The sequence below is a fragment of the Shewanella sp. Actino-trap-3 genome, assembly GCF_002836275.1.
In the GTDB taxonomy this organism is placed as follows: Bacteria; Pseudomonadota; Gammaproteobacteria; order Enterobacterales; family Shewanellaceae; genus Shewanella; species Shewanella psychromarinicola.
Genome location: NZ_PJCE01000001.1, coordinates 3,767,342 through 3,785,527 on the forward strand (window position 1 = coordinate 3,767,342; position 18,186 = coordinate 3,785,527).

An 18,186-nucleotide genomic window follows, 5' to 3' on the forward strand; every position below is an offset into this window, starting at 1 on the left:
TGGCGAAAAGCCTAAGCCAACCTCAGCGCGGCAATAAGGGGTGAGTAGACTCGACAAATTAGCTTGGGAGTGAGTCTTTCAAATCAAGCTTGCTCTATGCCTTGATAGCGGGGTGAATTCATGTGTTAACAGCCGCATTGTTTATTGGCTGCAATGTGCAATAAAGCCAGATATTGTTACCTTTGGCACCATAATGGATCGTATCGAGCGTTTATAGCGCCTTAGCATATTGGATGTTTTTTGTTCTTTTTTGAAATACAGTCGTATTGAATAAGGTCTATTGAAGTAGAGCGTAGCGAGTTTAGTGGTGATGTCGTTAGTTCGCATTATTTAACCCGCTTAAGTTGTTGAATTATTAACCACTGCTACACTTATTTTATTGATTCGACTTTGGTTCAGTATCGTCACCTATGGTGTTGGAGGCTGTTATGCAAACAAAAGAAGTGGCATTACTCATCCAAGATGCAGTGCTGTTGCCGGGTGGGCGACTTGAAATTCGAGTCGTGACACCTAGCGATTTATGTATGGTTGCAGATGTATTAAAAGGCCACTATGACCTAGCATTTGCGCCATTGAAAGTGAATAGCGAACTGCCTTGTTATATTGCGGCAACCCAATGCAATATTATTGACTTCAATCAGTTGGAGGATAGTTCGTTAAGCATTGTTATTGAAGGTTCACAACGTCTTAAAATCTTATCCGCCGCCAAAAAACGTGATGGTTGCTGGATTGCTCGTGCGCTACCTTGCGCTAATTGGTGCGATGAGCCCATCGCGGGTGAGTTTGAAATTATCAGCGCGGCACTTGAACAATTTTATCAAGTGAATCCGGATTTGCTTGAGTTGTACTCACAAGTACATTTAGAAGATGCCACTTGGGTTAGTCAACGTTGGTTAGAGGTTTTACCTATGTATAACCGGGATAAGTTGATTTTAGTTGAACAACCTAATTGCCATAAGACCATGGATTTTGTGCTGCAATTACTCAAGTCGCATGTGGATGTATAACGCTTATATTGTGTTATTTTCCTAGCGATAATTAAGATACAATCTAGATTCGGCCTGATAAGATAACACTATCATTTTGTCTTTTATCGTTATCTTTATATAGCCAAGTTATTTATGCCTAATTCATCAAATTATATCGCGGGTCACGTTCTGTCTTCTTGCCAAACATCAAGCGCTGCCATTGCTGCTCAGCCATCCTATATTGTGTTGCCACGTACTAATGAGTTAGCGGGCAAGCAATACCACACTGTGATTGATTTTTTGATCGATCATTTTAAACAAATTGATCCTAGTGTGTGGCAACAAAGGATCGAAGCAGGCAAAGTACATTGGCAGCATGGTGGGTTAATTGGTATTAATACTGCCTATCAAGCGACCCAAAGAGTGTATTACTATCGAGAAGTGGTGGCTGAAACTAAAGTGCCGTTTGCTGAGCAAGTGCTGTATCAAGATAGCAACACTATTATTGTCTATAAACCGCATTTTTTACCTGTGACCCCAGGCGGTAATTACGTTAACGAATGCTTGGTGCATCGATTACGTATCGCCACGCAAATTGACACAGTAGCACCCGCCCACCGGCTAGATAAAGATACGGCAGGGGTGATGTTAATGACGCTGGATCCGCAAACGCGGCATGCATATCACCAGTTGTTTTTAGATAACAAGATTACCAAAGATTATCAGGCCATCGCCAAGTTAACTCCACAGCTATTAGCACAGTTAGCCGATAATACTTGCACCTTGCCCATGTATTGGACCGTTAAAAATCGTATCGTTGCGGCTACCCCCAGCTTTACCATGCAGGTGGTTGAAGGTGAGGCTAACAGCCATTCTGAAATCAGTTTAGTGACGGTAAAAGGCGATTTAGGCTTGTTTACATTAAGCCCAATCACGGGTAAAACTCACCAATTACGAGTGCATATGCAGAGTTTAGGTATGCCTATTTTAAACGACCGCTTTTATCCGATATTACAGCCTAAAGGGCCTGATAATTTTGGTAAGCCGTTGCAACTATTAGCGAAACGGTTACGGTTTACCGATCCTATTAGTGGTATTGAACAAGACTTTGAGTGCCAAGGATTGGATTTTTAGCTGATTTTTTAGCTAATAAAAAACCGCCATCGTAAAAGTCGATGGCGGTTTTTTTGTTTCAGCTTATCGCATTTCTAGTCTGCTTTAGTGTGTTTAATACCTTTGCGGTTTTTCATTGGGTCGCCATCATAACCAAGGGCTTTCCAGTCTAAACGCTCGCCTTTGTTATGACAGTCATTACATTGTAATGCCTTGTCTTTTGGTGACACCATGTGGTTGATACGCCACCACATTACGGTTTCCACAAAACCATGATTACCACTGTACTTGAGTCCTTTCTCTATCATGGTTGGGTTAGCTTCCATTCCCAGTTTTGCGGCTAAGTCCCAATCAAATTCACTCCAGTAGCCACCTTCACCGTAAATTTTAGGCGTCAGTAAGATGTTGAGTTCAGTGTCATAAATTTGTTTGCCTGTATGCACTTTAAATGGGTAGATTTTGGCTTTAGGATCGTTAATATCTCCTAATGGATAAGCTAATTTAAGCACTTTAGCTGGGTCCATTTTGTCGCCAGGCATGTAAGCATCGGCGTAGCCATTAAACCAAGCATATTGTGGTTTCACGTCTTTTTGCCAAATAAAGCTACCTTTCTTTTTCATATAGGTGTGCTTGCCGTATTGATCTGTCGTTACAGGAATATCTTGACCTGCGGTTGACCAATCCCAACGCATTTTGGTGGTTAGATTTTTAGCAAATGATGGAATATGACATGTCTGACACGCCACGGCTGCTGTATGAGTGTTCAGTCTTTTATTTTGATGTGGAGCTGCATCATGGCAGTTTTCACAACCAATATGATTTTCACCACCTGGCGATACTCCCATCGCATTACCGGTAATTTGATGATTTTCGGTGACATGACAAGTTTGGCATTGGAAATCGTTACCATCGGTGTCCATGTGCACATCGGTGGCTTTGTCTGGGTAAGACATGGAGGAGTCTAAATCGCCATGTTTAACACCATCACCGCCGCCGCCGTAAAAGTGGCAACTGCCGCAATTATCGCGCACTGGTGCACCCACATTTTGTGCTACGCGGGCTAAATTGACTCTTGCTAAGGCCTCGCCGGCACCAACAGGGTCTTTTATGTAAGTGCCAGTCGTGTCGTGACAGACTAAGCAGTCCACTTTGCTCATGTCTTTAAAGTCGAATGTAGAATCTTTCCAACCATAACCCGCATGACAACTGGTGCAGCGCGGTTCATTACCCGCTATCGACACACAAAAATTGTTGATGCTGTTTTTCTTTCCTCTCTTAACGGTGCGACCAGGTAATTCTTGTTCCAATTCCCAAGTCCAATGTGAAGACTTCATAAACTCTTCAGCATGTTCTTTATGGCATGTTAAGCATTGTGTCGTCACTTCAGGGCCATTGGCAAAAGGCCCTTGCAATGCCTCTTTATGATCAAATGCAGCCTGCGCGCTACTGCTTAATAACAGTAATACAGCCAGTGCTGATAATAGTTTCATGATGTTTATCCTTACCCCTGAGCTTGTGCTCAGGGGGGCCAAGTTAGAGATTTAAGTTAGAAGTTAATCGTTAGTGAAGCATTAACGTCATAGGCGGTGTCGACCACTGGCAGCATGGAGTAAGCGTTACCGGCAATCACATCGTCAACTTTCAGAGGTGAACCTACTGGTGAGCCACTTCCGGTATATTCATAGTCGTAATACAAACCGGCTAACTTGATAAACATTTTTGGATTAATATCAAAGATATAATAGGCTTCGGCAACATGACCACGGGTGGCTAACTTACTGCCAATAGGGTCATCTTGAGCTTGGGTGAAGGGACTCCAGTATTTAGAACCGTAGTTATATTCCAAGCCGAATTTACCGTATGGTGCAGGTATTTGCATACCCACATAAATGCCATAGCCATCTTTGGTGTCACTATCAACCGTTTCTTTTGGTACCATAATAATTTCTGTACCCGTGCTGTTAAGTTCTGCTTCAAATACTGCATCGCTTAACATGCCACCGAACAAACCTGCATTACCGTTAGGTTCTGCACGAGTCCAACCGAGTGAAGCAAACACTTTCATGTCGTCATCGGATTCATAGGCATAACCTAATCCACCTAAATATATATCTCCAATTACACCACTAGGCTGTACTCGGGTGACGAAGTTAAAGTTGTCAAACTTTTGCATGTCTTGATACATGGTTGGGGCAAAGATACCCGCGAGTTGAGTTGGGAATGCCATGGTGCCTGTGAAGCCATCATTGACATCTTTAGCGCCGAATAAAGTGAACTGCAAGAAGTGGTTACCGTCATTGATAACGTCGATATTAAAACCACCGAGGTGAGTGTCTTTGGTGATGATGTCACCAAACAATTCGCCATTGCCGTATTGCGACTCAAAGCCTTGACCATAGCAAAAGCGTACTACTTGACCCTCAATGCCGGTGATATCACCCAGATTGTAACCTAAGGTTAGGCCATCGAAGTTGAAATTGACTAAGTGACCTGATGGCGTGCCGCCTCTGAGTTCATTTTCACGATAATGACTTGGTGGGCCGTACGTTGAGGGGCGACGTCCGATAGAAAGGTACGTGCCGCTACCGTTAATGTCTTTCCAGTTAAAATAGGCGCGTTCTACTTTTAATTCATCACCACTGGTGCTGCCGCTACTGGTGCCGTCCATGGTGAATGAGTTCCACGAGTCAAACACTTTAACCCCACTAGAGTCTCCCCAGCTCTTAAACATGGTCAAGCGTCCGGCAAAGCTGACGTTATCCCATACTTTAGCATTAATGTTTAGGCGCAACCGCGTGGTATAAAATATATCGTTATCAATATCTTGTTGAGTTTTTTGACCTAACAGCATTGGCATAACGCCATTTAGCGCACCGCTTTGAAACGCGCTGGCTAAATCAGGGTTAGCCATCATCATTTGGCCTAATGGTGAAGTGGCACTATTAGGATCGCCAAATACTCCTGACATGGCTTTAGCGCCAAAGTCAGAAAAATTGACATTCATGGCTGGGTTCCAAGTGACATTTTGATAATGTAATGAATGTGCTTTGGTTCTAAAATCACCTGTGATTGCGACTCTATCTAAGGCCGTATGACGCTCGGTTTTGTCAACCCGCGAGCTTAAGTAGTCAAGATCATCGGTAACGCTGGCAAGTTGTTGTTTCAGGTCGGCAATTTTTTGCGAATCAGTGTCTGCCGCTAGGCTTGCACTACTCATAAAAAGAGCGTTGGCAACTAATATTGAGATGAGAGTTCTCATGGTATTTCTCTCCGTTAATTACCAAATGGTCAGTTCAATTTGGCAATTTTTTGGTGTAAGTTTCCCTGAGGCTAAGCCCCACTATTTTTTTCGGTTTGTTTATTGGCTGATATTTTCGCTTAGGACGAAAAGGTGCTCAGCATTGATGATTTAACCGCAGGTTGCTGGTTGGTCTGAATCAGCTGCGTGATCATACAAAAACTGTTGAATGTCTTTCAGGTCTTTTTCTGATAAGGCTTCAAAAATGGCGGGTTTAGCTTTGTGCATGTCACGGGTAAAAAATCGATCCCACTGGCTCATGGTTTTTGTCATTGGAGTGAGTTCTACGCCTTCACTATTGACACTGTGGCACGCTTTACATTCTTTTTTGTACAGGTGTTTGCCTTTTTTAGGGTTACCACCATCGGCTGCCATTACTTGGCTACCGAGTGATAATGCAATGGCGATTGCGATACCAAGTTTAACGTATGTGTTCATCATTTTATCCTCTATAAGGCTTTTTATGGTTGGTGTGTTTGCAAACTTATGTCTATTTCTTTGCTGTAAAGAATGTTACCTAAAAGTAGGTACTGTTAATTTGAAGTAGATCATATTCATGAGAAAAATCTAATTGAAAAAAAGTTAATTGAAAAAAATCTAATGAACAACTGTGATGCAGATCTATTGTGCAGAGGATAAAATTTTGTTAGGTAACATGGTACTAGGTAATGATAGATGTTCGGCCACATATAAGAATGTGTTGTTGTTTATGTCTGAATCGTATGCGATAAAAAAAAGGGGCTGTTAATAGGCAGAGATTAATTAGCAGAGATTAATGTGTTGACCGACATGATGACCAATATTGTTGCGCTAATGCTACATAATATTAATGTCGCCATACGGGTTTTGTCTTTATCGATGCGGCCAATTAATCGGCCAGCGACAAGGTAGCCCGCAATCACTGAAGGCAATAACAACAGTGATAACCATAAGTGCTTGAGCTCTACTAAGCCAACAACAGCTAGAATAGCTAGCGCAATTAATGAGCTAAACACGAAAAATGCTGATAATGCGGCGCGAAATTGACTGGCATCTTTGCCTGCAAGCAATATAGCCATTGGTGGACCTCCAATGGCAGCGATATTAGCAAATATGCCCGAAAATACCCCGGCGATAAATAAACTGCTGCGATTTATTGGTGCGGTAACGCGATAGGTACTCAGGATCACGGCAATAAACACAATAGCCGCAATAATTAAGCCTAATATGGGTTGGGGCGCAAACAATAATAATCCAGCACCTAAGAATCCCCCAGGAATACGGCCTAATAGCGCATATTGCAGACCATTAAACTGTAAGTGTCCGCGCTCTCGAAAAAGTGTCATGGCAGAGATAGCAAAACCCATGACAATAATAGGCACTGGGACTAATTGAGGATTAACAATGTACAGCAGCGGGCTGGCAACAACGGCTAACCCAAAACCAATTAAGCTTTGGGTTAGTGCGCCAAAAAATACGATAACTGATGCCAGTATCAAGGTTGTTGGATCGATAAATGGCATCATAAATTCTCGTTAAAAACATCACTGCTTCTTAAAAGGGCAGTTTAACAGTTTGTGAGGTAATCACTAACCAGTGAATTATTCGAGCTCTTCCCACTCGATCCCCATATCATCCATTAATTTTTTCGCTTCACTTGGAATGCTGTCAGGTTGATCTTTTGATAAATCAATATCATAAGGCAAAGGTTGACCTGTGTACGCATGCAAAAATGCTTCGCACAGCAGTTCACTGTTGGTTGCATGACGCAGATTGTTTATCTGGCGTCTGGTACGCTCATCTGTCAGTATTTTTAGTACTTTTAGAGGTATAGAAACTGTTATCTTTTTTACTTGTTCACTTTTTTTGCCGTGTTCGGCATATGGGCTGATATATTCGCCATTCCATTCAGTCATTAACTTACCCTTAACGATAAATACGGTGCAGATTTTAAACCGTTACACTCTCTAGTCAAATTATTGCGAATATTTAATCTCGATGCAAATAGATTTCTTGATGTTTAGACGTCTAAGCGTCTATTTTTGTTGACGGATGAAGATCTCTTCGGTAGATTTAGACGTCTAGACATCTCTTTGTGTGTTTGTGACATTTTTAGGAGTCAATTATGACTAAGCATCAAAGCGCCACATTGGCCGTTCGCCAGGGTATTGAAACAGACACACAGCATGGCGCCATAGTGCCCCCAATTTATTTATCAACCAATTATTCCTTCGATGGTCACAACAATCCGCGCGAGTTTGATTACAGCCGATCGGGTAATCCGACCCGCTGTATTTTAGGTGACGCGCTGGCCAAACTTGAGCAAGGTGCAACAGGCGTAGTGACCTGCACCGGCATGGCCGCCATTACCTTAGTGACTAGCTTACTTGGTCCAGATGATTTATTAGTGGTGCCGCATGATTGTTATGGTGGTAGTTATCGCCTATTTACGCATTTGGCTAAAAAAGGTCAATTTAAGTTGTTGGTTGTTGATCAAACTGATGCACAAGCATTGAACCAAGCCATTGCCCAAAAACCGAAAATGGTCTGGTTAGAAACGCCATCGAATCCACTGCTGCGGGTGGTCGATATTAGTGCTATTAGCCGAGCCTGCCATGATGTCGGTGCGTTAGTGGCGGTAGATAACACCTTTTTATCGCCAATATTACAACAACCCTTGTTATTGGGTGCTGACATTGTTATTCACTCAACCACTAAATACATTAATGGTCACAGTGATGTGGTGGGTGGCGCTGTGGTGGCTAAAGATGCTGAAATGGGTGAATTATTGCATTGGTGGTCAAATACGTTAGGGTTAACGGGATCTGCTTTTGACAGTTACTTAACCTTGCGTGGCTTGCGCACTTTAGCGGTGCGAATTCGTGAGCATCAGCGTAATGCGCAAAAAATTGTTGCGTTATTGAGTGCCAGTGCTGTGGTGTCCAAGGTGTATTATCCGGGATTAAAAGACCATCCTGGTCACGACATTGCGGCAAAACAACAACAAGGCTTTGGCGCGATGTTAAGTTTTGAGTTGTTCGGTGGTGAAGCTGAAGTGGAGGCATTTTTACAGGCATTATCCCTGTTTAGTATTGCGGAAAGTTTAGGCGGAGTGGAAAGCTTAGTCGCTGTTCCGGCCACGATGACCCACAGAGCGATGGACCCACAAGCAAGGAAAGAGGCTGGTATTAAAGAGACTTTATTGAGATTATCGGTTGGCATTGAAGATGCTGAGGACCTTGTGGCCGACATTAAAGCTGGCTTAGCTGCTGTTAACGCGATTAAATCAGCTTAATTTGGCTTAATTTGGCTTAAATTAGCTTAATTCGAGTTTAAGTTAGCTGTGGTTTCGCCCAAATTAAGTAAAATAGTAAAAATATGCACTTGCAACACTATTCATTTCAAAATAGAAGTCTAGCAGTCGCAACACAAGTCGTAGTTGTTTAAGGAGTCAGTAATGGCGCGAAGTCATTTACACAAGTTTGGTGGTTCAAGTTTAGCGGATGCAGATTGCTATCGCCGTGTTGCACATATTCTTCTTACACATGGTCAAAGTGATGATTTAGTGGTGGTATCCGCCGCCGGAAAAACGACTAACTTTTTATACAAATTACTCAGCCTGCGTGACAGTAGTCAATTGTGGCAAGAGCAACTACAAATTCTGATTAGCTATCAACAAACGTTAATTGAACAATTATTATCCAATGAACAAGCGCGAGACTTGCGCGAACGTTTGTCTTCTGACCAATCTCAGTTAGTCAGTCTGTTATCCTTAGAGCAACGCAATGATTACCAATTTAATCAAGTGGTGAGTTTTGGTGAACGTTGGTCCGCGCGCCTGATGGCGGCTTTGTTACGAGAAATGGGGGTGGCAGCCAATCATGTTGATGCTTGCTCTATTCTTGTCGCTGAGGAAGGGGCTGTACCTAATATTTTAGTGCCGCAGTCGCGTCAGAAAGTTCAAGCCTTATTGGCAGAGCATCCACAACAACGTTTAGTTATTACCGGTTTTATATGTGCTAATCGTCAGGGTGATACCTTATTATTAGGCCGTAATGGTTCAGACTTTAGTGCGACCTTGATTGCCAGTTTAGCCGACATAGAAAGAGTGACAATTTGGACTGATGTTGAAGGGGTATTTAATGCTGACCCGAACAAAATTAATGATGCAAAATTACTAAAGAGTATGTCATTAGCGGAAGCGGATCGCTTAGCGCGATTAGGTTCGCCAGTATTGCATTCTCGTACCTTACAGCCATTGTTTAATACTGCAGTGAGTTTAGCTGTACGCTCTAGTTATGCCTCACACACAGATTTTACCTTAATTGCGCCACTGAGTTCATCAGCGAGCGCACCGGTAATCACCAACTTAAATGAAGTGCTGTTGTTTAGTTTTAAAATGAACTCAAATATTGAACCATTACTGACGATTTTAGATAAAGCAGGCATCACGCCGTTAGCTTATTGGTCGTTGGCACAGCATAAGTTTGAACTCGCCCTTACCCTTGAAAGCCAGAAACAAGTGCAATCTTTGCTTACTCGGTACCGCAGTGAATTTGCGATTGAAGAATTGAGTACCCAAACTGATTTAGGCCTGGTGGCGTTAGTCAGTGCTGATGCGCACCACTTTAGACGCAGTTTTGCCCGACTACTGAGTCGTGATGCGAAACCTATTTATCAAGATGCGTTAAGTTTAGTGACCTTAGTGCCGCAAGCTCAAGTGAGTTTATTGACCCAGAAAATACATCGCCGTTGTGCCGGTCCAAGAATGCGCATTGGGGTGTTATTGCTTGGGGTGGGTAATATCGGTGAGGCGTGGATTGATTTATTTAAACGGGCTAGCCCAGCATTAAATAGTGAACTTGAAGCCTCTGTTGAGTTAGTGGGTCTAGTGGGCTCGAAAAAAGCGTTAATCTCCAATGACGGTATTAACCTTGAACGGTGGCAACTCGATTATCAACAGCAAGGCATTGAATGGGATTATGACAAACTGTTTGAGCAGTTAGCACTATTATCATGCGATGAAATTGTTGCATTAGATATCAGTGCTAGTGCCGCCTTAACCTTACAATATCCACAGCTGTTTGCCCATGGTATCCATGTGGTGAGTGCCAATAAATTAGCCGGTTCTGGGCCATTGCCATTTTATCGTGAATTAAAGCAGCAATTAAGTAATCGTCGATTATTTTGGCGTTATAACGCCAGTTGTGGTGCAGGTTTACCTATTCAGCATGCGTTAAATGACTTACGTAATAGTGGCGACACTGTTGAGGCCGTTGGTGGCATCTTTTCTGGCACCTTGTGTTGGTTGTTTGAAAATTATGACGGCACTAAACCCTTTTCTGAATTAGTGCTTCAAGCTCGCAGTTTAGGGATTACCGAGCCGGATCCCCGTGATGACTTATCGGGCCGCGACATGCAACGGAAACTGCTTATTTTAGCCCGTGAAATAGGCTTGGCGGTAGAGTTAGACTACATTAGTCTTAGTTCTTTGGTGCCTAAAGCATTAGCTGAGTTGTCACTTGAGGATTTTTTGTCTCGTATCAGCGAGTTAGATGATGATTTATTACAACAATATGTAGCCGCTGCCGAGCAAAACAAGGTACTGCGTTATGTGGCTTCACTGGATAAGGTCGAAGGCAAACTACAAGCGGAAGTGGGCTTACAATGGGTTGATAGCAATCATCCTTACGCTAACTTAACCCCAGGTGATAATGTGTTTGTTATTCGCAGTGCATTTTATCAAGGTAACCCTTTGATTATCCGCGGTCCAGGGGCTGGGCGTGAGGTGACTGCCGCGGCGGTACAGTCGGATTTGGTGCATATTTGCAAAGACCTTTTGCAAGAGTAGGTTTGTTGAGGAAGACCATTGTTAATGGTCTTTTTTTGTCATTCTTTATGATTTAGCTTTGATGGCCTGCGGCCACTAACGTTGTGGCCCTTTGCCCTATCTTATTACAAAGAGTGAAAATGCTAACGCTTCTGATAGGCAGGATGCCTGAATGCCTTGAAGCACATGGTCAATGATGTTCCCGACATCATAATGACATTTCCAATATCCATATAGGTCAGATGTGCGAGAAAGGCCTGTCAGGCTCACGCATTCCTTTATAAAGAGTCTTCAACGGCCTCAATGTTATTGAGTCCTGCAACCTTTAGATAAAACACCTCAAAACCAGCCTTAAAAGCTCTAATCAGAACAAGCAATTAGCATAAATATTGTACAAAAAAATAACTACCTTAAAAAAGTGAATTCCTATAGCATCTTAGGTTAAGTAAAGCGTTACCTAATCATTTGGATGTGGCATCGGGCAAATCCAAGAAGCGATTTATGCCTTGCAAACAGCGCAATGGATGAATACTCACTCTGTGGAAAAGAAGGATACTCAATGGAAAGGCCAACAAAGGAGAAAATTCGAGATTTACCCATTTATGAAGGTATTAGTCTAGAGAATATAATCGTTGTCACAAACAAAGCAGACTCGATAAGTGCAATAGCGGAGTTAAGATCACACTCTTGTTTAGGGTTTGATACAGAGAGCAAACCTTGTTTTATAAAAGGTGAGGTAAGTGATGGACCTCATCTAATTCAGCTAGCCACAAAATCTAAAGTATTCTTATTTCCTACAAAATTTTATGAAAATTTTACTGCAATTGCAGAAATATTATCTGATCCAACAATAAGGAAGGTAGGTTTTGGATTGAAAGAAGATAAAAAAATTCTTTTTAGAAAATTTGGAATTAAATTAGTAAATACAGAAGAACTATCTTCAAAAGTGATGCGTTTTGCGCATGTGAAACAACGCGTTGGCGCTAGAGTTGCAGTTGCAATGTTTTTTAATCAACGGCTATCGAAGAGCGCACAACAATCAAATTGGTCAATATTTCCTCTACACGAACATCAGAAAAGATACGCAGCAAATGATGCACATACAGCACTATTAATAGAACTAGAAATTGAACTAGAAATAGAAAGACAGAGCCATTAATCTCCCTAAAGCATATGATCCTCTCACCAATCAATAGACAGCATTAGCTTATTTGACTAAGTAAATATGCCTGCTGACAATTAGTTAGGTTCATCAAATTCTCTGCACTGCCTCTGCACTTACCAGCCATTTATAAAACCCGTTACTGCATTTCTACCTGATTGATCTCAAGCTTTATTGCTGTGCTGGACTTGTCTAATTGTCTCAGGCTGAGCCATTGCTTGATTAACTTCTATTTTTTCAACTAACCAAAAAATCATAAATTAAAATCATAAATTAAAGTTATTAATTTAATAATATTTGATAATTTTTATTTATGCCTCGTTCGCCGTAAGATTACTCCATCGAAACAAATGACGAATTAATCAATAGTTTTTTAGGAGTAAGTTATGAAAATGAATCACGTAGGTTTGATGGTTGGCGACATGGATAAAGCGGTTGAGTTTTACACTAAAGCGCTGGGTCTAAAAGTGGTAATGGGTAACACTAAGGTTCAAGAAGAACGTGAAACTGCGATTGGCAGAATGTGTGTGGCCGTTTTTGGTGAAGGCTTTAAAGGCTTTAACATTGCACACTTAGTCACGACTGACGGTATTGGTGTTGAGATGTTTGAAATGAAAGATCGTCAAGAACGTCATGAAGTTGATTTCACCCGTATTGGTATCTTCCACTTTTGTTTGCAAACAGATGACTTTGAAGGTGCAATTGCACGTACTGTGCAATATGGCGGTAAAGCACGTATGGATATCACGCGCTACCACCCAGAAGACGACAACAATCTAACCCAAATGGTGTACTTAGAAGACCCGTTTGGCAACTTGTTTGAACTTTACTCGCACACCTATGAAGAAACTTACTCCACTGATTACGAGTAATTTCTTAAGGTTATCCGCACTGCTTAAAAGCTACCTAAAGGGTGGCTTTTTTATGCCTGACGATAAATTTTCTCGGCTGCGTTGGTTCATTGTCAACTTACAAACTCAGTTCATGTTAACCCATCAAACAAGTGGTAAAGCTTGATCAAGGTAATGCTTAGCTTCTCATCAATCGCATACGAAACTTCCTTAGTATTAGTCCCATGGTGTTAGTCCCATGGTAGTTCTTCATGGTGTCATAAAGACTTACCGACACACACCGATGTCTGCGTAACCCACTTAGTTAGCGCTATCTGTATTGCCTGCAATTTAGGCGTAGACTTAAATTGACCGCATTGATGGTTTTTTAGCTTGACTTAGAATACAGTTAAACTAGTATATGGACATACAGACGTCCAAACGGCTAAATAATGTAAGTTTGCTGATTGGTATAGACTCCGAAGTTTTACAGAAGTTGAAGGAACACATTATGGCTTTTCATCATGCACAACATGCCCAATCGTTAAACCAGAGCTTGTCTGAGCTAAATGATATTAATGTGTCTTTTGAGTTTTTTCCGCCTTCAACGCCAGCGATGGAAGAGATCTTGTGGAACTCTATTCGTCGCTTAGAACCGTTAAACCCTAAATTTGTGTCAGTAACTTATGGTGCCAATTCAGGCGTCCGCGACCGAACTCATAGCGTGATTGAACGTATCCAGAAAGAAACCAACTTAGTTGCCGCGCCGCATTTAACGTTGGTTGATGCCAGTGATGAAGAGTTAGTTGAATTGGCGAAACATTATTGGAAATCTGGCATTAAAGATATTGTTGCCTTGCGGGGGGACTTACCTGATGGCAGTCCAAAACCAACGCGTTTTGCTAATGATTTAGTGCGCTTATTACGCTCTGTTGCAGACTTTGATATTTCGGTTGCTGCTTATCCAGAAGTGCATCCCGATGCGCGTAATGCTCAAGCTGATTTAATCCACTTAAAAAAGAAAATTGATGCTGGCGCCAACCGTGCGATTACCCAGTTTTTCTTCGATGTTGAATCTTATTTGCGTTTTCGCGATCGCTGCGTCACGGCTGGCATTGATGTGGAGATTATCCCGGGGATATTACCTGTGACTAACTTTAAGCAGACCAAGCGTTTTGCTGATATGACTAACGTGGCCATTCCGCATTGGTTACACCGCCAGTTTGAAGGCCTCGATGACGATGCTGCAACGCGTCAGCTTGTCGGGGCTAATGTTGCGATTGATATGGTGAAAGTGTTGTCTCGTGAAGGGGTTAAAGATTTTCATTTTTACACCCTAAACCGCGCTGAGTTAACTTATGCTATTTGCCATACCTTGGGTGTGCGTCCGAAGTAACAGAGTGTAGCGTTTACTCAAATTACCCCCCGTTAATGGTCTCATTAGCGGTTTTTTTGTTTAATATTAACGGTTTTTTGTTTAAATATTAGACGTTTGCCGTATTCTTTTTTCAATTTTTTTGGCCTATGGTGGTATGACAATAATTAATGACTAAAGAGGTGTGATGATGAAAACATCCTTTTACGTGCTCAGTGTGTTGGCTGGCATAACGATGGTTAATGTTATGCAAGCTCAAGCCGCAGAAACATCTTCCCCACAACAAGCTATTCCGGCAGTCGCGCAGTTGTGTGCATCCTGCCATGGCGCTCAAGGTCAAGGCATCGATATTATCGGCCCTCGTTTAGCGGGGTTGTCGGCTGAATATATTAGCAATCAACTGAAGTTATTCCACGCAAATAAACGTCAAAATCCGATCATGTTAGCCATGGCTGCGACGGTGCAGGGCGACAATATCGCCGTGGTAGCAGATTATTTTAGTCACCAGCCAGTGGATGAGATCCAGCTGCAATTTCGTGGTGATAAGGTGGCCATTAGCGATCCTTTTGAAGCAATCGCCTTTCAAGGTGATTGGTCGCGGACTATTCCGGCTTGTACCAGTTGTCATGGTCCATCGGGAGTGGGTGGCGGGCAATTCCCTCGCTTAGCCGGTCAGCAAGCCAGTTACCTTAAAACCCAACTATTAGCCTGGCAAGATGGCACTCGCAGTGGCGATGTAGACAATATGATGGGCAATATTGCCTTGAAATTAACCGCAGCCGAAATTGATGGTTTATCTCAATATTTTGCCAATTTAAAATAAGGACATGGCTATGAAATTATTATTGCTAATGACCGTTGGTGTCCTGTTTAGTGTGCCTTTACAGGCCAATGAACTGTCAACCGATCCTGCGCCCAAGCTGACAGTAAAAGCTACTGAGGCCACAACCACATTGCCCGATCGTCAAACTGCCTTGCCATCGGTAGACAAAAAATCGGCTGATATCTATCTGCAACCTGCGCCATTAACTGATATTCCTGTAGGTGATTTTGGTGACAAAGTTCGACTGGGTTACCAATTGTTTGTTAATACTCAGCAGCTGCGCGATAAGTACGTTGGCAATCAACTTAATTGTGTTAATTGTCATATGAATGCAGGGCAACAAGCTAATTCATCGCCATTATGGGCGGCCTATTTTGCGTATCCTGCTTATCGTAAGAAAAATGATAAGGTAAACAGTTTTCAAGAACGTATTCAAGGCTGTTTTACTTACTCGATGAATGGTAAAGCGCCAGCATCTGGTTCGCCCGAATTAGTGGCAATATCTGCTTATTCGTACTGGCTCGGTATGAGTGGATTAATGCAACAATATAACCTCAGTGGCCCTGTGCCTGAATTGTCTGATGCTGAGCTGGTTAAAGGCGCTAAGCGGGATGATTTTCCTATGCCAGCCTCCATCACTAAACATCTAGATATCAAAGCGTTAAGCCAGCTACCTGGGCGTGGTTTTCCTAAAGCACCTCAACCAGAATTAGTTTATTCTCCAGAACGCGGCGTGGCAGTATATCAAGCACATTGCCAAGCATGTCATGGTGGCGATGGCCAAGGACAAATAATTGCAGGTGTTGCAGTATTACCACCATTATGGGGCCCTCAAAGTTTTAATTGGGGGGCCGGCATGCATAGGGTCAATACCGCGGCTGATTTTATTTATGAAAATATGCCTTTGGGTAAAAGTGTGCAACTCACTGTTCAGCAAGCTTGGGATGTAGCCGCCTATGTTAATTCGTTTGATCGGCCACAAGATCCTCGTTTTGACGGCGATGTGAGCAAAACGCAAGCTACTTACCATAAGCATCAAGGGTTTTACGGTCAATCCGTTGCAGGTAAGCCTGTTTTGGGGACTGAGTCGTATCCTGTTTTTCCGCTTAAAAAGAGTCTTACACCTTGATATTAGTTGTTCGTAAGCTTTGAGCTATATAGGCTTTAATTTATATAAGCTTTGATTTATATAAACTTTGATTTACAAACAATGAATCGCTGTAAATGATGCCCATTGAGTTAACGCTTGGTGGGTATTTTTGTAGGTATTCAATTTATTTACTCTAATGTCATACCCATAGCGCTTATTGAGCATAATGATGCTAAATGTCATTATAGTCACTCTACCTACTCATTTATTCTCACCATCATAGGCAGGGCGATGACATTACTAATACCCACAGCGCAGACTTGTCCATTATGCCAGCAAACCAATGGCTGTGCGATGGAGCAAGGATTAGACATCAATGCTTGTTGGTGTGCTAAGCAAGCGCAGCATGTGCCATCTGTCATTGCGCAGTATAAAGCAACATCCACTTTGCCTACTTTAGCGGATAACCAATGTATTTGTCAGTCATGTATGGCTAAGCTGGTGCAACAATTCAATATCGATCCCGTCGAAACTTACTTGCCATCGCCAGAACCAGAATCATAACTCATTAGGGGAAGCCGCTATGCAAGCAAAAGTCATCAACTTCAACGATAAGTTTAACCAGTTTAGCCAACATTGGTCGCCACGTGTTATTGCACAATTGAATGATTATCAATTTAAATTAGTCAAGGTGGCGGGTGAGTTTGTTTGGCATAAACATCTTGATACTGACGAAGTATTTATAGTGATTGAGGGGACCTTGCATATTGCTTTTCGTGACAAGGATATTACGCTTCAGGCAGGTGAGATGGTGGTTGTTCCCAAAGGTGTTGAGCATAAACCTATGGCGAATGATGAATGTAAAATCATGATTATTGAACCTCAAGGTGTGGTCAATACGGGCGAGGTTGAAAGCGATCTTACTGGGTTAAATGATCAGTGGATATAGTGGTGGCTGGCGCGGATCATTTAAGACGCTTCTTAGCCAATACAATCGCACTTTTAGTATTACTCGTTGCAGGAACTTAAGCGGCTTGTTTAATGATATAGTACTGTTAAATCGGTGTTAATTTTTGTTGTTAGCCTGCTGTTAGTCGGTATACTGAGATTATTAGTTTTTGGCGAAGCCTTAAAGACTGACCTATATCTTATGTACACCAGTGGATATTAATGCTGAGAAAAACGCTCGTTATCGCCGCGGCTATTATTGCGATACCTTTTGTTATCGCGCTATTTATTCAAAAAGATTATTTAGTTACCCGCACTCTTACCATAGATAGGCCGATTGCTGAGGTTTTTGATTATGTTAACTATCTAAAAAACCAAGATAACGTTAGCAAGTGGGCGCAAAAGGATCTCGATATGGTGAAAAGCTATCTTGGTACCGATGCGACAGTGGTTTTTGTATCAGCCTAGGCAAGTGAAAATCCCAATGTAGGTTTGGGCGAGCAACAAATTATCGCCATAGATAAAGGTAAACGTATCGACTTTGAATGACGGTTTTTTCACCCTTTGAAGCGACTAAACCTGCTTATATGACCACCGAAGCCGTTAACACTAATCAAACAAAAGTTAATTGGGGTCTTAGTGGTCATTGTGCTTATTCAACAAAGGTAATGTTTTTATTTGTCGACGTTGACACCTTGATAAGTGCTGATGTAAAGCAAGGTCTGGATACGTTAAACGTCGTTCTAGAACAATAAACTATTTATGTTGAT

The 18,186-nt window shown here is 42.1% G+C and carries 18 protein-coding genes; 13 read left to right on the forward strand and 5 right to left on the reverse strand.

Annotation, left to right across the window (positions count from 1 at the left end; translation table 11 throughout):
- Window positions 1–428: 428 nt before the first annotated feature.
- On the forward strand, window positions 429–1,007 hold the full coding sequence (locus tag CXF80_RS16235; protein ID WP_101033971.1) for an LON peptidase substrate-binding domain-containing protein: 579 nt from the start codon (window positions 429–431) through the stop codon (window positions 1,005–1,007).
- Between the two features lie 114 nt (window positions 1,008–1,121).
- Window positions 1,122–2,102, forward strand: coding sequence for a pseudouridine synthase (locus CXF80_RS16240; protein WP_101033972.1), 981 nt, complete (start codon window positions 1,122–1,124; stop codon window positions 2,100–2,102).
- A 74-nt stretch (window positions 2,103–2,176) separates the two neighbouring features.
- On the opposite strand, the gene CXF80_RS16245 is transcribed toward CXF80_RS16240, so the two are convergent.
- The 5 genes from CXF80_RS16245 to metJ form a co-directional block, all read right to left on the reverse strand.
- Entirely contained in the window at window positions 2,177–3,571 is a 1,395-nt protein-coding gene (locus CXF80_RS16245) for a tetrathionate reductase family octaheme c-type cytochrome (RefSeq protein WP_101033973.1), read from the reverse strand.
- Between the two features lie 56 nt (window positions 3,572–3,627).
- Window positions 3,628–5,340 (reverse strand): DUF3373 domain-containing protein, encoded by a 1,713-nt coding sequence (locus tag CXF80_RS16250; RefSeq protein WP_101033974.1) that lies wholly within the window; start codon window positions 5,338–5,340, stop codon window positions 3,628–3,630.
- Window positions 5,341–5,490: 150 nt separating this feature from the next.
- Window positions 5,491–5,820 (reverse strand): c-type cytochrome, encoded by a 330-nt coding sequence (locus CXF80_RS16255; protein WP_101033975.1) that lies wholly within the window; start codon window positions 5,818–5,820, stop codon window positions 5,491–5,493.
- 317 nt (window positions 5,821–6,137) lie between these two features.
- Window positions 6,138–6,884: a sulfite exporter TauE/SafE family protein gene (locus CXF80_RS16260; protein WP_101033976.1), complete on the reverse strand. Its 747-nt coding sequence runs from the start codon at window positions 6,882–6,884 to the stop codon at window positions 6,138–6,140.
- Window positions 6,885–6,959: 75 nt separating this feature from the next.
- Window positions 6,960–7,274 carry a met regulon transcriptional regulator MetJ gene (metJ, locus tag CXF80_RS16265; RefSeq protein ID WP_101033977.1) on the reverse strand — a complete coding sequence of 105 codons (315 nt, stop codon included), beginning with the start codon at window positions 7,272–7,274 and terminating at the stop codon, window positions 6,960–6,962.
- A gap of 209 nt (window positions 7,275–7,483) precedes the next feature.
- On the opposite strand from metJ, the gene metB reads away from it, so the two are divergent.
- The 11 genes from metB (at window position 7,484) to CXF80_RS20545 (ending at window position 18,171) form a co-directional block, all read left to right on the forward strand.
- Entirely contained in the window at window positions 7,484–8,653 is a 1,170-nt protein-coding gene (metB, locus tag CXF80_RS16270; protein WP_101033978.1) for a cystathionine gamma-synthase, read from the forward strand.
- A gap of 162 nt (window positions 8,654–8,815) precedes the next feature.
- Entirely contained in the window at window positions 8,816–11,209 is a 2,394-nt protein-coding gene (locus tag CXF80_RS16275; RefSeq protein ID WP_101033979.1) for a bifunctional aspartate kinase/homoserine dehydrogenase II, read from the forward strand.
- Window positions 11,210–11,747: 538 nt separating this feature from the next.
- The gene (locus tag CXF80_RS16280) at window positions 11,748–12,347 is read left to right on the forward strand and encodes a 3'-5' exonuclease (protein ID WP_101033980.1); all 600 of its coding nucleotides are present in this window, start codon (window positions 11,748–11,750) and stop codon (window positions 12,345–12,347) included.
- A gap of 389 nt (window positions 12,348–12,736) precedes the next feature.
- Window positions 12,737–13,222 carry a VOC family protein gene (locus tag CXF80_RS16285; protein WP_101033981.1) on the forward strand — a complete coding sequence of 162 codons (486 nt, stop codon included), beginning with the start codon at window positions 12,737–12,739 and terminating at the stop codon, window positions 13,220–13,222.
- A 469-nt stretch (window positions 13,223–13,691) separates the two neighbouring features.
- Window positions 13,692–14,576 carry a methylenetetrahydrofolate reductase gene (gene metF, locus CXF80_RS16290; RefSeq protein WP_101033982.1) on the forward strand — a complete coding sequence of 295 codons (885 nt, stop codon included), beginning with the start codon at window positions 13,692–13,694 and terminating at the stop codon, window positions 14,574–14,576.
- Between the two features lie 214 nt (window positions 14,577–14,790).
- Window positions 14,791–15,378 carry a c-type cytochrome gene (locus CXF80_RS16295; protein WP_164839541.1) on the forward strand — a complete coding sequence of 196 codons (588 nt, stop codon included), beginning with the start codon at window positions 14,791–14,793 and terminating at the stop codon, window positions 15,376–15,378.
- Between the two features lie 10 nt (window positions 15,379–15,388).
- Window positions 15,389–16,507: a c-type cytochrome gene (locus CXF80_RS16300; RefSeq protein ID WP_101033984.1), complete on the forward strand. Its 1,119-nt coding sequence runs from the start codon at window positions 15,389–15,391 to the stop codon at window positions 16,505–16,507.
- A gap of 252 nt (window positions 16,508–16,759) precedes the next feature.
- On the forward strand, window positions 16,760–17,032 hold the full coding sequence (locus CXF80_RS16305; RefSeq protein ID WP_101034798.1) for a cysteine-rich CWC family protein: 273 nt from the start codon (window positions 16,760–16,762) through the stop codon (window positions 17,030–17,032).
- Between the two features lie 19 nt (window positions 17,033–17,051).
- Window positions 17,052–17,417, forward strand: coding sequence for a cupin domain-containing protein (locus CXF80_RS16310; protein WP_101033985.1), 366 nt, complete (start codon window positions 17,052–17,054; stop codon window positions 17,415–17,417).
- A gap of 221 nt (window positions 17,418–17,638) precedes the next feature.
- Window positions 17,639–17,884 carry a hypothetical protein gene (locus CXF80_RS20540; RefSeq protein ID WP_232772132.1) on the forward strand — a complete coding sequence of 82 codons (246 nt, stop codon included), beginning with the start codon at window positions 17,639–17,641 and terminating at the stop codon, window positions 17,882–17,884.
- A 77-nt stretch (window positions 17,885–17,961) separates the two neighbouring features.
- The gene (locus CXF80_RS20545) at window positions 17,962–18,171 is read left to right on the forward strand and encodes a hypothetical protein (protein ID WP_232772133.1); all 210 of its coding nucleotides are present in this window, start codon (window positions 17,962–17,964) and stop codon (window positions 18,169–18,171) included.
- The last annotated feature ends 15 nt before the right edge of the window (window positions 18,172–18,186 follow it).

What these genes read in the sequence shown, in the direction of transcription:
- CXF80_RS16245 (WP_101033973.1), bottom strand. Translation starts at nt 3,571, where the DNA reads ATGAAACTATTATCAGCACTGGCTGTATTACTGTTATTAAGCAGTAGC.
- metF (WP_101033982.1), top strand. Translation starts at nt 13,692, where the DNA reads ATGGCTTTTCATCATGCACAACATGCCCAATCGTTAAACCAGAGCTTG.
- CXF80_RS16255 (WP_101033975.1), bottom strand. Translation starts at nt 5,820, where the DNA reads ATGATGAACACATACGTTAAACTTGGTATCGCAATCGCCATTGCATTA.
- CXF80_RS20540 (WP_232772132.1), top strand. Translation starts at nt 17,639, where the DNA reads ATGCTGAGAAAAACGCTCGTTATCGCCGCGGCTATTATTGCGATACCT.
- CXF80_RS16235 (WP_101033971.1), top strand. Translation starts at nt 429, where the DNA reads ATGCAAACAAAAGAAGTGGCATTACTCATCCAAGATGCAGTGCTGTTG.
- CXF80_RS16300 (WP_101033984.1), top strand. Translation starts at nt 15,389, where the DNA reads ATGAAATTATTATTGCTAATGACCGTTGGTGTCCTGTTTAGTGTGCCT.
- CXF80_RS16260 (WP_101033976.1), bottom strand. Translation starts at nt 6,884, where the DNA reads ATGATGCCATTTATCGATCCAACAACCTTGATACTGGCATCAGTTATC.
- CXF80_RS16275 (WP_101033979.1), top strand. Translation starts at nt 8,816, where the DNA reads ATGGCGCGAAGTCATTTACACAAGTTTGGTGGTTCAAGTTTAGCGGAT.
- CXF80_RS16310 (WP_101033985.1), top strand. Translation starts at nt 17,052, where the DNA reads ATGCAAGCAAAAGTCATCAACTTCAACGATAAGTTTAACCAGTTTAGC.
- CXF80_RS16285 (WP_101033981.1), top strand. Translation starts at nt 12,737, where the DNA reads ATGAAAATGAATCACGTAGGTTTGATGGTTGGCGACATGGATAAAGCG.
- CXF80_RS16240 (WP_101033972.1), top strand. Translation starts at nt 1,122, where the DNA reads ATGCCTAATTCATCAAATTATATCGCGGGTCACGTTCTGTCTTCTTGC.
- CXF80_RS20545 (WP_232772133.1), top strand. Translation starts at nt 17,962, where the DNA reads ATGACGGTTTTTTCACCCTTTGAAGCGACTAAACCTGCTTATATGACC.
- metJ (WP_101033977.1), bottom strand. Translation starts at nt 7,274, where the DNA reads ATGACTGAATGGAATGGCGAATATATCAGCCCATATGCCGAACACGGC.
- CXF80_RS16305 (WP_101034798.1), top strand. Translation starts at nt 16,760, where the DNA reads ATGACATTACTAATACCCACAGCGCAGACTTGTCCATTATGCCAGCAA.
- CXF80_RS16295 (WP_164839541.1), top strand. Translation starts at nt 14,791, where the DNA reads ATGGTTAATGTTATGCAAGCTCAAGCCGCAGAAACATCTTCCCCACAA.
- CXF80_RS16250 (WP_101033974.1), bottom strand. Translation starts at nt 5,340, where the DNA reads ATGAGAACTCTCATCTCAATATTAGTTGCCAACGCTCTTTTTATGAGT.
- CXF80_RS16280 (WP_101033980.1), top strand. Translation starts at nt 11,748, where the DNA reads ATGGAAAGGCCAACAAAGGAGAAAATTCGAGATTTACCCATTTATGAA.
- metB (WP_101033978.1), top strand. Translation starts at nt 7,484, where the DNA reads ATGACTAAGCATCAAAGCGCCACATTGGCCGTTCGCCAGGGTATTGAA.